Source organism: Methylovorus menthalis, from assembly GCF_020523625.1.
GTDB classification, from domain to species: Bacteria; Pseudomonadota; Gammaproteobacteria; order Burkholderiales; family Methylophilaceae; genus Methylovorus; species Methylovorus menthalis.
The window spans coordinates 138218-152111 of record NZ_JAJAQH010000005.1 but is presented as its reverse complement, the minus strand read 5'-3'; the positions used below and the strand labels follow the sequence as shown (position 1 = coordinate 152111).

16 protein-coding genes are annotated in these 13894 nt (G+C 55.6%); 15 read left to right on the top strand and 1 reads right to left on the bottom strand.

The annotated features are described in order from the left end of the window. The 15 genes from lptC to LG204_RS05250 all read left to right on the top strand — a co-directional run bounded on the left by lptC (window position 1) and on the right by LG204_RS05250 (window position 12594). Complete coding sequence (lptC, locus tag LG204_RS05320; RefSeq protein ID WP_230336296.1) at window positions 1-762, top strand: LPS export ABC transporter periplasmic protein LptC; 762 nt, start codon at window positions 1-3, stop codon at window positions 760-762. Beyond that, window positions 740-1303, top strand: a complete 564-nt coding sequence (gene lptA / locus LG204_RS05315) for a lipopolysaccharide transport periplasmic protein LptA (RefSeq protein WP_230336295.1) — start codon at window positions 740-742, stop codon at window positions 1301-1303. The genes lptC and lptA overlap by 23 nt, the downstream gene beginning before the upstream one ends. A gap of 56 nt (window positions 1304-1359) precedes the next feature. After that, the gene (gene lptB, locus LG204_RS05310; protein ID WP_013441029.1) at window positions 1360-2082 is read left to right on the top strand and encodes an LPS export ABC transporter ATP-binding protein; all 723 of its coding nucleotides are present in this window, start codon (window positions 1360-1362) and stop codon (window positions 2080-2082) included. A 24-nt stretch (window positions 2083-2106) separates the two neighbouring features. Continuing rightward, window positions 2107-3561, top strand: a complete 1455-nt coding sequence (locus LG204_RS05305) for an RNA polymerase factor sigma-54 (RefSeq protein ID WP_230336294.1) — start codon at window positions 2107-2109, stop codon at window positions 3559-3561. Between the two features lie 27 nt (window positions 3562-3588). Next, entirely contained in the window at window positions 3589-3918 is a 330-nt protein-coding gene (gene hpf / locus LG204_RS05300) for a ribosome hibernation-promoting factor, HPF/YfiA family (protein ID WP_013441027.1), read from the top strand. A gap of 82 nt (window positions 3919-4000) precedes the next feature. Continuing rightward, window positions 4001-4966: an HPr(Ser) kinase/phosphatase gene (hprK, locus tag LG204_RS05295; protein WP_230336293.1), complete on the top strand. Its 966-nt coding sequence runs from the start codon at window positions 4001-4003 to the stop codon at window positions 4964-4966. A 17-nt stretch (window positions 4967-4983) separates the two neighbouring features. Continuing rightward, window positions 4984-5820: an RNase adapter RapZ gene (gene rapZ, locus LG204_RS05290; protein ID WP_230336367.1), complete on the top strand. Its 837-nt coding sequence runs from the start codon at window positions 4984-4986 to the stop codon at window positions 5818-5820. A 50-nt stretch (window positions 5821-5870) separates the two neighbouring features. Further along, on the top strand, window positions 5871-6278 hold the full coding sequence (locus LG204_RS05285) for a PTS sugar transporter subunit IIA (protein WP_230336292.1): 408 nt from the start codon (window positions 5871-5873) through the stop codon (window positions 6276-6278). Next, window positions 6271-6540 carry an HPr family phosphocarrier protein gene (locus LG204_RS05280; protein WP_230336291.1) on the top strand — a complete coding sequence of 90 codons (270 nt, stop codon included), beginning with the start codon at window positions 6271-6273 and terminating at the stop codon, window positions 6538-6540. The genes LG204_RS05285 and LG204_RS05280 overlap by 8 nt, the downstream gene beginning before the upstream one ends. A 7-nt stretch (window positions 6541-6547) precedes the next feature. Further along, the gene (ptsP, locus tag LG204_RS05275) at window positions 6548-8302 is read left to right on the top strand and encodes a phosphoenolpyruvate--protein phosphotransferase (RefSeq protein WP_230336290.1); all 1755 of its coding nucleotides are present in this window, start codon (window positions 6548-6550) and stop codon (window positions 8300-8302) included. A gap of 13 nt (window positions 8303-8315) precedes the next feature. Continuing rightward, a complete protein-coding gene (locus tag LG204_RS05270; RefSeq protein ID WP_230336289.1) occupies window positions 8316-8672 on the top strand; it encodes a DUF4870 domain-containing protein in 357 nt (118 codons plus the stop codon). A gap of 58 nt (window positions 8673-8730) precedes the next feature. Beyond that, on the top strand, window positions 8731-10779 hold the full coding sequence (locus LG204_RS05265) for a M3 family metallopeptidase (protein ID WP_230336288.1): 2049 nt from the start codon (window positions 8731-8733) through the stop codon (window positions 10777-10779). 12 nt (window positions 10780-10791) lie between these two features. Continuing rightward, window positions 10792-11322, top strand: coding sequence for a glutaredoxin family protein (locus tag LG204_RS05260; protein ID WP_230336287.1), 531 nt, complete (start codon window positions 10792-10794; stop codon window positions 11320-11322). A gap of 66 nt (window positions 11323-11388) precedes the next feature. Continuing rightward, on the top strand, window positions 11389-12162 hold the full coding sequence (xth, locus tag LG204_RS05255; protein WP_230336286.1) for an exodeoxyribonuclease III: 774 nt from the start codon (window positions 11389-11391) through the stop codon (window positions 12160-12162). 60 nt (window positions 12163-12222) lie between these two features. Beyond that, the gene (locus LG204_RS05250; protein ID WP_230336285.1) at window positions 12223-12594 is read left to right on the top strand and encodes a TfoX/Sxy family protein; all 372 of its coding nucleotides are present in this window, start codon (window positions 12223-12225) and stop codon (window positions 12592-12594) included. Window positions 12595-12607: 13 nt separating this feature from the next. Here LG204_RS05250 and LG204_RS05245 read toward each other — a convergent pair whose 3' ends face one another. Next, window positions 12608-13891: a sigma-54-dependent transcriptional regulator gene (locus LG204_RS05245; protein WP_230336284.1), complete on the bottom strand. Its 1284-nt coding sequence runs from the start codon at window positions 13889-13891 to the stop codon at window positions 12608-12610. Window positions 13892-13894 lie beyond the last annotated feature (3 nt).

Below are 13894 nucleotides of genomic sequence, written 5' to 3'. Positions count from 1 at the left end.
ATGTTGGGACGTCCAACCGTTGTGTTTCCGCTCGTGCTGCTCGCCCTGTTGGCGCTGCTCACGTTCTGGATAGATCGCAGTGTCCAGCCTCCCGAGCGGCGGCCGGATGCCAATTTGCGCCATGATCCGGATTACATCCTGGATAACTTTGTTACGACGCGGACTAACGTCAACGGTGCGCTGGCCTATGTGCTGGCTGCGGTAAAGATGAAGCATTACCCGGATGACGACACCACCGAGCTTGAACGGCCGCGCTTTACGCAATATGCCGTCAACAAGCCCTATACCCAGATTGAAGGGCAGCGCGGCAATGTTTCCAGCGATGGCGAGACCGTGGAATTCATGGATAATGTAATTGTGGTCCGCCAAGCATCCAAGGATAAAGGGGAAATGACCGTTCGTACCCAATATCTCAAGATGTTCCCTAAGCAGGAAGTCGCCGTTACCGACAAACCCGTGGTCATTACACAGGCACCGGAAACCGTGATTCATGCGAATGGCATGGTATTCAACAAGAAAAATCAGACCGTGAATCTGCGTGGTCGTGTGCGTACACATTATCTGCCACCTAGCGCTACCAAAAAGGCCGCCAACAAGGCGCCAGCCAGTGCCCCGGCAAAAGCCAGCAAAGCTGCGCCACAGAAAAAAGCGAAGGCCACAGCCAGCCCTGCCAAAAAACAGGCGACACAGGATAAACGAACCACCAGTACCAATAACCAAGCCCGGATCCGGAGAAAATATGACAACCCTGCTGCACCGTAGCCTTTTGCCGCTACTTTTGATGATGGCCTGCCTGCCTGCCCATGCCGAAAAGGCGGACAAGGACAAGCCCATCAATCTGGAAGCAGATGCCGTCACCGTGAACGATGCGAAAAAAACCAGCATCTATACCGGGAATGTGATTCTCACGCAGGGCACGCTGATGATTCGTGGCGATAAATTGGTCGTCCGCGAGGATAAGGAAGGCTTTCAGCACAGCACCACCTACGGCAATCCGCAAACTCCCTCCACCTTCAAGCAGAAAATGGAAGGGAAAAGCGAATATATGGAAGGCAGTGGTCAACGTATCGAGTACGATGGACGTATGGATAAGGTACAGCTCTACACCAAGGCCTGGGTAAAAAAGGGCGATGATATCGTGCATGGTGACTACATCATGTATGACGCAAACGCCGAATACGCCGAGGTGATTGGCGGCGGCAGCCAGGCTGCAACCCCTGCCACACCAAGTGGTCGAGTACGGGCCGTTATCCAGCCCAAGAAGAAACCGGCAGCCGGCGCGGATGGCGCGGCGCCCAATTGAGTCGGCTGGACAACCCTGTTGCCCCGTTGCCTGCAACACGAAATACCTGAGTAAACATGAGCCAATTAATTGTAGAAGGTCTACGCAAGAAATATAAATCCCGCACGGTGGTGCAGGATATTTCGCTGCAACTCAATAGCGGCGAAGTCGTGGGCTTGCTGGGCCCCAACGGCGCAGGCAAGACCACCAGTTTTTACATGATGGTCGGCCTGGTGGCATTGGACGATGGCCGCATCTTGCTGGATGGCAAGGACCTGAGCCGCCTGCCCATACACCGTCGTGCTCGCCTGGGTTTGGCTTACCTGCCACAGGAGCCGTCGATTTTCCGCAAGATGACCGTGGCCGAAAACATCATGGCCATTCTGGAATTGCAGAAACTGGCGCCAGAACAGATGGAAAACCAGCTGGAGTCGCTGTTACAGGAACTGCATATTACCCATATCCGCAACAGCATGGCAGTCAGCCTGTCCGGCGGTGAGCGCCGCCGTGTGGAAATCGCACGCTGCCTGGCCACGAACCCTAGCTTTATCCTGCTGGATGAGCCATTTGCCGGGATCGACCCGATCGCCGTGCTGGATATTCAGAAGATCATCCGCTTTTTGACCGAGCGCAATATTGGCGTGCTGATCACCGACCATAACGTGCGCGAAACCCTGGGCATTTGCGACCGCGCCTACATCGTTAATGAAGGACGGGTATTCGCGGCAGGCAAGCCCAGCGAAATTATTCACAACGATAGCGTAAGAGAAGTGTATCTTGGTAAGGACTTCCGCCTTTAAGCACACATTTGGCGGCCCCCACGTATGAAGCAAAGCTTACAACTCAAATTTTCGCAACACCTGGCGCTGACTCCGCAGTTGCAGCAGTCTATCCGCTTGTTGCAGCTATCCACACAGGAGCTCAATCAGGAGCTGGAAACCCTGTTGCAGGCGAATCCATTGCTGGAACGCGCCGACAAGATCGAAGAACCGCTGGAAATCCCGGACAATTTCATTTCGGCACCCGTTACGCCAGAGCCCAGCGTTGCCGCAACGCCAGAAGAAGCGCCCCGCCAGGATGATTTTGGTGGTGATGATTATTTTGAATTCGGCAGCAGTAGCAGCAGTAACCGCTGGGAAGACAGCAGCTCCGGCAACGACGATGACAATGACTTCAGCTACCAGGAAGCCGTCAGCCTCAGTCTGCGCGACCATCTGCTAGGCCAACTCAAGCTGTTGCCGCTGTCCGAACGTGACCAGACCTTGTCCATGCTGCTGGTCGACACCATTACCGATGACGGCTATCTGGAGCAGTCGCTGGAAGAGCTGGCAGACATGCTGCCGCCGGAACTCGAGATCGACATGCTGGAGCTGCAAACTGCGCTCAAGCATATCCAGAACCTGGACCCACCGGGCATAGGTGCGCGCAATCTGGCGGAGTGCCTTTCCTTGCAATTGCGCGCTTTGCCACCAGATACGCCTTATGTGGATCTCGCCATCAAGGTTGCCGAAACCCACTTGCCGTTGCTAGCAGCCCGCGATTACGCAAAACTGAAAAAATTGCTGGCCTGCGACGATGACATTTTGCGTGAAGTGCAACAGCTGGTACTGCAACTCAACCCGCGTCCAGGTGGCGAATTCAGCAAAATCACCTCCGATCACTATATTCAGCATGAAATCGTGGTGAAGAAAATCAAAGGCGTCTGGCTTGCCCATTTAAATGATGAAGTCGTGCCCAAGCTGCGTATCAACCAGCTGTATGCCGGCATCCTCAAGCGCAACCGCGAAAGCTCGAGCCAATATCTGATGAGCCAGATGCAGGAAGCCAAGTGGATGATCAAAAACATCCAGCAGCGCTTCTCGACCATCCTGCGCGTTTCTCAGGCGATTGTAGATCGCCAGCGCAATTTCTTTGAGCACGGGGAGGTCGCCATGCGCCCTCTGGTATTGCGCGAGATTGCCGATGAGCTGGGCCTCCATGAATCCACGGTTTCACGCGTCACCACACGCAAGTACATGCTCACACCACGTGGTGTTTACGAGCTTAAATATTTCTTTGGCAGCCATGTTGCCACCGAATCCGGGGGCGCTTGCTCCGCCACCGCCATACGCGCCCTGATCAAACAAATGGTCGGCGAAGAGAACCCGAAAAAGCCGCTGTCGGATAACCAGATCACGGACATTCTGGGCAAACAGGGCATCGTGGTTGCTCGTCGCACCATTGCCAAATACCGCGAGTCTTTGCAGATACCCGCGGCCAACCAGCGCAGATCGCTTTGATCTGCGTTTTACCTGAAGGAGTAAATCATGAACCTGCATCTCACCGGACACCATCTCGACGTTACCCCTGCCCTGCGCGAATATGTGCAGAGCAAGCTTGAGCGCGTGAGTAACCACTTCGACCATGTGATTGACGTCAAAGTCACCATGAGCGTAGAGAAGCTGGCGCAGAAAGTGGAAGCCACCATTCATGTGCCGGGGCACGATATCCATGCTGAAAGCAGCGGTGAAAACATGTACGGCGCGATTGACGCGCTCGCTGACAAGCTGGACCGCCAGGTTCTGAAGCATAAGGAAAAAGTAAGCGACCATCACAAAGCCAACGGTGCCCTCAAGCACCAGGCGGCGGCGGAATAAAGGTCTAATCGGGGGCAAGACAATGGCGTGTTCTCTTACTCACCGCTAGCTGCCTTGCCCCTGCCTAACATAAGGTAATCATATGGCTACCATCAGTGTTGCACAGCTTTACCGGGATATGCGCCGCAATCTCAAGCTCACTTGGGTTTCCGGGCTGAATGGCGGTGAAAACCTGCTCACCAGTGAAACGGTGACCAAGCCCTCGCTGGCACTGATCGGGCACCTGAATTTTGTACATCCCAACCGCGTGCAGGTGCTGGGGTGTGCCGAGATGGATTACTTGCGCAGCCTGCCCAAGCAGGAGCTCAAGAAAGCCATCCACAATCTGTTTTCCACTGACCTTGCCGCCGTCGTCGTTGCCAATGGTGAAAAGCCACCGATCGAACTGAACGCGGCCTCTGACGATTTCCAGACCCCCCTGTTTACCTCGCCCATGCGCAGCCCTGGGCTGATGGATGTATTGAGCCATTATCTGGCGCAAGCCGTCGCCGAATCCGAAAGCTCGCACGGCGTCTTCATAGAGGTGCAGGGCTTTGGCATTCTCATCAAAGGCAACCCGGCCATTGGTAAAAGCGAACTTGCGCTGGAACTGATTTCGCGCGGACATCGCCTGGTGGCGGATGATATTGTCGATTTCTATCGTATTGCGCCGGACCGGCTTGAGGGACGCTGCCCCCCGATCCTGCAGGATTTCCTGGAAGTGCGTGGCCTCGGCATTCTGAACATCCGCGCCCTGTTTGGTGACAATGCCGTCAAGCCTACCAAGCCGCTCGACCTCATCATCCAGCTTGAGATGGCCGACACCCTGGCCCCGCAATTGCTGGACAGGCTCAAGATCAAATCGCATCACGAAAAAATACTGGGCGTGAAAATCCCCAAAGTCATGATTCCCGTGGCAGCCGGCCGCAACATTGCGGTACTGGTCGAAGTCGCCGTGCGCAACCATATGCTGCTGCTACGCGGCATTAACGGCACCAAGCAATTCATGCAGCGCCAGCACCGCGAGATGAGCAAAGCCATGAAACGCCAGCAGCAAGTGGAGAGCTAAGCGTGGCCACCAGCAGCATGCGTCTTATCATCGTCACCGGCCTTTCCGGCTCGGGCAAAAGCATTGTGCTGCGCGCCCTGGAAGACGCCGGCTTTTATTGCATAGACAATCTGCCCGCTACCCTGCTGCCCCAGATTTCCGAACATCTGGCGCCCGCCACCCAGCAACGCGTGGCGATCAGCATAGACACCCGCAGTGCAGCGCTGGAAACCTTGCCGGAAAACATCCAGGCATTACGCGACAAAGGGATCTCGGTGCAGGTGCTCTATCTGGAGTCCAACGCCGAAACCCTGGTCAAGCGCTTCAGCGAAACGCGGCGGCGCCACCCACTCAGCGATGAAAAAACCACGCTGGCCGAAAGCATAGAATACGAACGTCAGCTATTGAACCGGCTGGTGAACCTCGATCACCGCATCGACACCAGCAACCTCAGCGCCAACACTCTGCGCAACTGGGTACGGGATTTTGTCGTGCAGCAAAGCACGGGGATGACACTGTTGTTTGTCTCCTTCGGCTTCAAGCATGGCATACCGCTGGATGCCGATTTTGTGTTTGACGTGCGCTGCTTGCCCAACCCCCATTACGATCCGGTACTGCGCCCACTCACCGGCAAGGATGCGCCGGTGCAGGACTTTTTGCGGCAACAGCCCATGGCATTGGACATGCTGCAGGATATACGCGGCTATGTAGAGCGCTGGCTGCCCTGCTTTGATGGCGACCATCGCAGCTACCTGACGGTAGCGATAGGCTGCACCGGCGGCCAGCATCGCTCGGTATTTTTTGTCGAGCAGCTGAGTCAGTACTTCAAGGATAAACAACAAAAAGTGCTGATCAGGCACCGCGAGCTGGAGTAAGCAGGCTTGTTCAAATTCACGATGCCGGACCCCGGCAACAGGACGCTTTCATGATAGGTATACTGATTATTGCGCACGGCACATTGGGTGAGAGCCTGATACATTGCGCCAGTCATGTGATGGGTACACGCCCACCATTGCTCAAGCAACTGGGCATAGGCACCCACGATGATCCCGCAGCCATGCTGCCGCAGGCGCAGCAGCTGGTGAATGAGCTGGACGAGGGCAGCGGTGTGCTGATCCTCTCGGACATTTACGGGGCGACCCCATGTAATATGGTGGGCAAATTGCTGAAGCCCGGGCGGGTAGAAGGCGTGGCCGGGGTGAACCTGCCCATGCTGGTGCGCACACTGACTTACCGTAACGGCGATATTCAGCTATTGGTACAAAAAGCATTGAGCGGGGGTAGCGAAGGCGTTATCCATTTTACTGAGGAAGCATGCAAGCACCATGACTAAACAAGAAATAGAAATCATCAATAAACTCGGCCTGCACGCACGCGCATCCACCAAGCTGACGCAAACCGCCAGCCAGTTTGGCAGCGAAATCTGGATCGAGCGCAACGGTAGAAGAGTCAATGCCAAGAGCATCATGGGGGTCATGATGCTGGCCGCCAGCAAGGGCAGCAAGATTGTGCTGGAAACCAATGGTGCCGATGAAGAGGCCGCCATGAATGCACTGGTGACCCTGATCTCGGGCAAGTTTGGCGAACCGGAATAAGTTCATCGTGGCCGCCCCCAGCCCCGCTTCTAAAGTCAGTTTTTCCATCCACGGCGTTGGCGTATCCAGCGGCATTGCCATTGGCCATGCCCATCTGGTCTCGCATGCCTTGCTTGAGGTCGTGCATTTCCAGGTGCCCAAGGCCCTGATTGCCGACGAAATCATCCGCTTTGACAAGGCGGTGAAAACGGTCAAGCACGATCTTGAAACCGTGCGCCGCTTGCTGCCGGAAAAAGCACCACCTGAGCTCAGCGCCTTCATCAGCACGCATTTGATGATCCTGCAGGATCATGCCCTGTCTGAAACGCCCAAGCAGATGATCAAGGCAGAGGGCTGCAATGCCGAATGGGCGCTCAAGCAGCAGATGGAAGACCTGGTTGCCCAGTTCGAGAAATTTGAAGACGAATACCTGCGCGAGCGCAAACAGGATGTGATTCAAGTCGTCGAGCGGATTATCAAGGTCCTGCTCGGCCATCCGAGCCAGGTGCCCCTGCGCTCACAAGAGAGCGCCATTATCCTGGTGGCGCATGATCTCTCACCCGCCGATGCCATTCAGTTCAAGCAGCATCAGTTCGCGGCGTTCATCACCGACGTGGGTGGAGCCACCTCGCATACGGCGATTCTGGCACGTAGCCTGAACATTCCCTCCATCGTCGCCCTGCAACGGGCACGCACGCTGGTGCGCGATGGCGAACTGATCATCGTCGATGGCAACCAGGGTGTGGTCATTGTCAATCCGGACAAGGACACCCTGGCCGAATACAAGCTGCGGCAAGAACAATGGGAAATCGAGCAGCAGAAGCTGAAGCGCCTCAAGCTCACCAAAGCGGTGACACTGGATGGCACCAGCATTGAACTGCATGCCAACATTGAAGTGCCGGAGGATGTGAGCCATGCCAAAGCGGCTGGCGCCACCGGTATTGGCCTGTATCGCACTGAATTTCTGTTCATGAACCGGCGCGAGATGCCCAGTGAGGAAGAGCAATTCCAGGCGTATCGCAGCGTGGCTGAGGCCATGAAAGATTTACCCGTCACCATCCGTACGCTGGATCTGGGCGCGGACAAGGAAATGAATCCGGACACCGCCCGTACCTGCACCAACCCGGCCCTAGGGCTGCGTGCCATTCGCCTGTGTCTGTCAGAACCCGCCATTTTCCTGACGCAGCTGCGCGCCATTTTGCGTGCCTCGCATTACGGCAAGATCAAGATACTGATCCCCATGCTGTCATCGATTACCGAGCTGCGGCAAACCTTGGTGCTGATAGAGCGGGCCAAACATAGCCTGGACACGGAAAAAGCCCATTACGACAAAAACATCCAGGTCGGCGGCATGATTGAAATCCCGGCAGCGGCGTTGTGCGCCGAGGCCTTTGCCCGCGAGCTGGATTTTCTTTCCATCGGCACCAACGATCTCATCCAGTACTCGCTGGCGATTGATCGTACCGATGACACGGTCTCCCACCTGTATAACCCATTGCATCCCGCTGTGCTGCAGCTGGTGGAGATGACCATACGCGCCGGCAACAAGCTGGGCAAGCCCGTATCCGTCTGCGGCGAAATGGCTGGCGAAGCCAAGCTGGCACGGCTGTTGCTCGGCTTTGGCTTGCGTCAGTTCTCCATGCATCCATCGCAGATCTTGACGGTAAAACGCGAAATCCTACAGAGCGATTTACCCCTGATCACCCCGGTAGCGCGCAAGATTCTGGGCACCCAGGATATTGATCGGGTGGAACCTTTGCTACAAAAACTGAATCTCCAGTAAAGGAGATAACGATATGACAGACCTAGAACACGAGCGCGAACCACAGGATGTTCCGGCAGACGATTTGAATATCATGGTGCTGACGCACCTGGGCGGTATTCTGTTTTCCGTTTTTCCCAGCCTGATTGTCTGGCTGCTGAAACGCAACGATAGTCCCTACATCAGCCAGCAATCGCGTGAAGCCCTGAATTTTCAGATTACGGTGCTGATCGCCCAGGCCATCAGCTCCGCGCTTATTTTCATTCTGGTCGGATTTTTGCTCATGGGAGTTGTATGGCTGCTGAATATTGTGTTCAGCTTTCTGGCTGCCGTTGCCGCCAGCCGCGGAGAGACTTACCGTTACCCGTTTACTCTGCGCCTGATTAACTAATCCCTGAATTTTTGATACCGAATTTTTGATTAACCCGCATTACCGAAGGATGGCTCACGTGAACGACAAGGCTTTGCAAGATAACCCGTTGCTGGATTTTTCCGGCCTGCCACGCTTCAATGAAGTGCAAGCCGACCATGTCACCCCGGCCATTGATCGCCTGCTTGATCAGGGCCGTTCCATACTGGAGCAACTGGCGAGCGCCACCGAAACGCCCACCTGGGAAAACTTCGTGCGCCCGATGGAGGACATGGAAGAGCAGATTTCGCGTGCATGGTCCCAGGTGTCGCACATGAATGCCGTGGTCAACAGCCCGGAACTGCGCGAAGCCTACAACGACAACCTGCCCAAGCTGACCGCTTTTTATGCCGATCTCTCGCAGGATGAGCGCCTGTATGCGCGCTTTCGTGCCCTGCGTGAGAGCGCAGGCTACCAGTCATTAAACCCGGCCCAACGCAAAATCGTCGACAACGAGTTGCGCGACTTCCGCCTGGGTGGCGCTGAATTGCCAGATGATCAAAAAGCCCGTTTCAAGGCCATACAGGAAGAGTTATCCACGCTGTCCGCCAAGTTTGAGGAAAACCTGCTCGATACCACCAACGACTTCAGTCTATATATCGACCAGGCCGATACCCTGCGCGGCATTCCCCAGGATGCCTTGCAAGCGGCCAAGGATGCCGCCCGCGAAGATGGCAAGACGGGCTGGAAATTCACCCTGCATTTCCCTTCCTACATGCCTGTGCTGCAATATGCCGACGACCGTGCATTGCGTGAACAGCTGTATCGCGCCTATGCCACGCGTGCGTCGGAGTTTGGCAAGCCAGAGTGGGACAACACTGCGCTGATCTCCAGCATACTCAAGCTACGGCATGAGGCTGCTGTCATGCTGGGCTATCGCAATTACGCTGAAGAATCGCTCGCCACCAAGATGGCCGAAAGCCCGGCACAGGTTGAAGAGTTTCTGCAAACCCTGGCCGTACGTGCCAAGCCGTTTGCCGAACGTGACATGCAGGAGCTGCGCGAATACGCCGCCAGCAAGCTCGGGCTCACCGAGCTGCAAGCCTGGGATATTGCCTACGCTTCGGAAAAACTGCGCGAAGAAAAATATGCCTTCTCCGACCAGGAAGTGAAACAGTACTTCCCGGAAGAGCAAGTGCTGCATGGCCTGTTCAAGGTCACGGAGACCATTTTTGGCGTGCATGTGCGCAAGTCAAATGCGCCGGTATGGCACGACAATGCCGAGTTCTACGAAATAACCGACCATCAGGGCAAGCTGGTAGGCCAGTTCTACCTCGATCTTTATGCCCGCAACAACAAGCGTGGCGGCGCCTGGATGGACGAAGCGATTACGCGCCGTAAAAAATCGCATGGTGTTGAAACGCCTGTGGCTTTCCTCACCTGCAATTTCTCGGCCCCGGTCGGCGACAAACCTGCGCTGTTCACCCATGATGAAGTCATTACCATGTTCCATGAATTTGGACATGGCCTGCACCACATGCTGACGCAGGTGGATGATTATGGCGTTTCCGGCATCAAGGGCGTGGAATGGGATGCAGTGGAACTGCCCAGCCAGTTCATGGAAAACTTCTGCTGGGAGTGGGATGTACTACGTCACATGACCAAGCATGTGGAGACCGGGGCGCAATTGCCGCGTGACCTGTTCGACAAGATGATCGCCGCCAAGAATTTCCAGGCTGGTATGCAGACCGTGCGCCAGATCGAGTTTTCCTTGTTCGACATGCGCCTGCATGGCGACTTTGACCCGAATAGCAGCAAGACCTCGCTGGACCTGATTGAGGAAGTCCGCGACGAAGTGGCTGTGGTGCGCCCACCAAAATGGAATCGCTTCCCCAATAACTTCTCGCATATTTTTGCGGGCGGCTACGGTGCTGGCTATTACAGCTACAAGTGGGCCGAAGTGCTGTCTGCCGATGCCTACAGCCTGTTTGAAGAAAACGGGGTATTATCCGAAGAAACAGGCCGCCGTTTCTGGGATGAGATTCTGGCACAAGGCGGCTCACGCCCGGCGTTGCAATCCTTTATTGCATTCCGTGGCCGTGCACCTGATATTGATGCGCTATTGCGCCACAACGGCATGACTACCTAAGGGAACACCACCATGATGCGCTTTCGTGCATTGCTCCTGATCGCTCTCTGCAGCGCCCCCAGTTGCCTGGGGGATGTATACAAATGGACCGATGCCGAAAGCGTGAATTATGGGGATACTCCGCCAGCAAAAAATCGCTCGGTAGAAAAGCTGAAGCAAAACCTGAATGTGGTGGAAACCGACAAAGAGCCTTATGAAATCAAGGTGGCCGTCGAAAAAAATCCCCTTATCCTGTATATCTTCAAGGAATGCGCAAGTCCATGCGATCAGGCCAAAGCCTTGCTGGACAAGCGGGGCGCGCCCTACACCCTGAAGAACAAGGACGAGGACAAGCTGGAATTGCAGAAACTCACTGGCCGCTTGCAAGTGCCTTTCCTGATGGTGGGCAAGAACCCGCATCTGGGGTTTGAGGAGTCCACCTGGAACAGTGCACTGGATCAAGCCGGCTACCCACGCAGTAACCCGATGGCGGACTTCAAAAAACCATCCAAGGCGGCCAAGGTCGCTGACAAACAACCGGCCGCCGAGACCAAATCCCCTTAAACACGCCTCGACCCTGGTCAACGGCACCCACCAAGAGATGCGCCCACGCATCCACAGGAGCTTTACGTGAAACTCGCCACCTGGAATGTTAACTCGCTCAACGTTCGCCTGCCCCATGTGCTGGACTGGTGCACGGCCAATCAGCCCGATGTGCTTTGCTTGCAGGAAACCAAGCAGGAAGACAGCAAATTCCCCTATGAAGCGCTGACCGCCATTGGCTATAACGCCATCCATAGCGGCCAGAAAACCTATAATGGGGTGGCGATTCTCAGCCGCCATGTACTGGAACATCCGAGCTATGGCATTCCTGACTTTGCCGATGAGCAAAAGAGGCTGATTGCCGCGACGGTTAGAGGCATACGCATCGTCTGCGCTTATATTCCCAATGGGCAAAGTCTTGATTCGGATAAATATCAATACAAGCTCAATTGGCTGGCCTCACTCACCACGCATCTGCAGGCAGAGCTGGTAGCCCACCCCAAGCTGGCCTTGCTAGGTGATTACAATATTGCACCGGAAGACCGCGATGTACACGACCCCGCGGCCTGGCTAGGCCAGGTGCTGGTCAGCGAGCCAGAACGCACCGCGTTTCAGGGGCTGGTCGGTTTGGGCCTGCATGATACGTTCCGTTTATTCGAGCAACCAGAAGCCAGCTTCAGCTGGTGGGATTACCGCATGGCGGGTTTCCGGCGCAATCTGGGGCTGCGCATTGACCACATACTGGTCAGTACACCATTGCTGACCGCCTGCAAGGCAAGCTGGATAGACAAGGCCCCGCGCAAGCTGGAGCGGCCATCGGATCATACGCCGGTAGTATTAGAACTATCCGAGCAAGACTGACACTGCGATAAATGACGTTGAAAACCTGCTGAGCAAGCCTGTATTCAACCCTGAAACGTGATGAGCGAATTTACCGACTACCTGCCCGATATATTTGCGCTGTTTGGCCCCATCAGCATTCGGCGAATGTTTGGTGGCCATGCGCTCTATCATCAAGGACTGACCTTCGGTCTGGTATTTGAAGATGCCGTGTACCTCAAGGCAGATGCTGAAAATGCTGGTGACTTTGAAGCCCTCGCCCTGCCCAGGTTCGGATATGAAAAGCAGGGCCGCTGGATTGCCCTGCCCTACTATCAAGCCCCGGATTTCATTCTGGAGGATCGCGACCTGGCAGCCAGCTGGGCGCGCAAGGCTTATGCGGCGGCCATGCGAACCAAACCACTGAAACCCAGACGCAGCAACACGCGGGCAAGCAAAGTCAGCCCTCGCTGACTTGCTGCCCGGTTTATTTTGCCTTGATACCCAGCTGCTTCAGCTTGCGGTAAAGATGCGTGCGCTCCAGCTGCACTGCCTCCGCCACACGGCTCATGTTATGCCCGGCCTTGACCAGATGATGCTCAAAATACAGGCGCTCAAAATCATCGCGGGCTTCGCGCAAGGGCTTGTCAATGTTCAAGGCCGCGAGGCCTGCACTGGCAGGAGAGCTCTCAACAATAGGCAGTGCCGCCTGAAATGCCGCAAACTGCTCCAGCACGCGGTTTACATCCGCCAAAGTGATTTTCTCACCGAGGCTGGTCTGCATCAGGTTACGAATTACGCTATCCAGCTGTGTGATATTGCCCGGCCACTCTGCATTGCGCAGGGCATTCAGCGCCGCCACATCAAACTCGCGGTAAAGCACCTCACCACCATCGACCAGCAGCGCAGCCATGGCGCGCGCCAGGTCTGGAATATCCTCACGATGGTCGGACAAGTTGGGAATACGCAGACTGGTAGCGGAGATAGCCTGCAATAACAAGTTATCGAATCGCCCGGCAACGACCAGTTGCGGCAGGCTTTTAGCCGTAACACACACGACGCGGGCGCCATACTTGTCCGCGCGCGCCAATAAGAGCTGCAGGCCTTTTTGCTGGTTTTTGCTGAGGTCGGCCACCTCTGGAATGAAGAGCATTCCCTCCTGAATCTGCTCCAGAATATCCAGCGGAGCGGTAGCCAGCTGCTCATAATCGGTAAGACTGAGCCAGGGAGTATCCGGGGTATGCAGAAACTTGGCGCATAACTCGGCACCACTGCCTTGCTCGCCGATCAGGAGTAGCGGCGTCTTGACGCCTGCAATCTGCTCCAGGCGCTGACGCAGCTCGCTGATCACCGGACTCTTGCCGAGGTTGAGCAAGGTCATGTCAGAACGCGGCAATTGCTCACCGTGCTTTAACGCGGCACTGACGGTTTTCAGCAGCTTTTGCAGGGCGATAGGCTTTTCCAGGAAATCAAAAGCACCGATGCGGGTAGCCTCCACCGCGGTATCAATCGTACCATGACCGGACATCATGACCACCGGCATGGTGAGCAGGCCGCTATTCCCCCACTCTTTCAGCAGGCTGATACCATCACAATCCGGCATCCAGATATCCAGCAGCACCAGATCAGGACGCATCTGTTCGCGATAAAGCCGAGCCTCCGCCGCGTTTTCTGCCAGTTTTACCTGGTAGCCTTCGTCCTGCAGAATGTCATACAGTAGCTCACGTATGCCGATTTCATCATCGACAACTAGCACATGTCTTGCGGTCATTGC

Bases quoted from the DNA above. Each gene is read 5' to 3' on its own strand.
- hprK (WP_230336293.1), top strand. From the start codon at position 4,001: ATGGCTACCATCAGTGTTGCACAGCTTTACCGGGATATGCGCCGCAAT.
- lptC (WP_230336296.1), top strand. From the start codon at position 1: ATGTTGGGACGTCCAACCGTTGTGTTTCCGCTCGTGCTGCTCGCCCTG.
- LG204_RS05250 (WP_230336285.1), top strand. From the start codon at position 12,223: ATGAGCGAATTTACCGACTACCTGCCCGATATATTTGCGCTGTTTGGC.
- LG204_RS05270 (WP_230336289.1), top strand. From the start codon at position 8,316: ATGACAGACCTAGAACACGAGCGCGAACCACAGGATGTTCCGGCAGAC.
- LG204_RS05245 (WP_230336284.1), bottom strand. From the start codon at position 13,891: ATGACCGCAAGACATGTGCTAGTTGTCGATGATGAAATCGGCATACGT.
- hpf (WP_013441027.1), top strand. From the start codon at position 3,589: ATGAACCTGCATCTCACCGGACACCATCTCGACGTTACCCCTGCCCTG.
- LG204_RS05280 (WP_230336291.1), top strand. From the start codon at position 6,271: ATGACTAAACAAGAAATAGAAATCATCAATAAACTCGGCCTGCACGCA.
- LG204_RS05285 (WP_230336292.1), top strand. From the start codon at position 5,871: ATGATAGGTATACTGATTATTGCGCACGGCACATTGGGTGAGAGCCTG.
- rapZ (WP_230336367.1), top strand. From the start codon at position 4,984: ATGCGTCTTATCATCGTCACCGGCCTTTCCGGCTCGGGCAAAAGCATT.
- LG204_RS05260 (WP_230336287.1), top strand. From the start codon at position 10,792: ATGATGCGCTTTCGTGCATTGCTCCTGATCGCTCTCTGCAGCGCCCCC.
- lptA (WP_230336295.1), top strand. From the start codon at position 740: ATGACAACCCTGCTGCACCGTAGCCTTTTGCCGCTACTTTTGATGATG.
- LG204_RS05305 (WP_230336294.1), top strand. From the start codon at position 2,107: ATGAAGCAAAGCTTACAACTCAAATTTTCGCAACACCTGGCGCTGACT.
- lptB (WP_013441029.1), top strand. From the start codon at position 1,360: ATGAGCCAATTAATTGTAGAAGGTCTACGCAAGAAATATAAATCCCGC.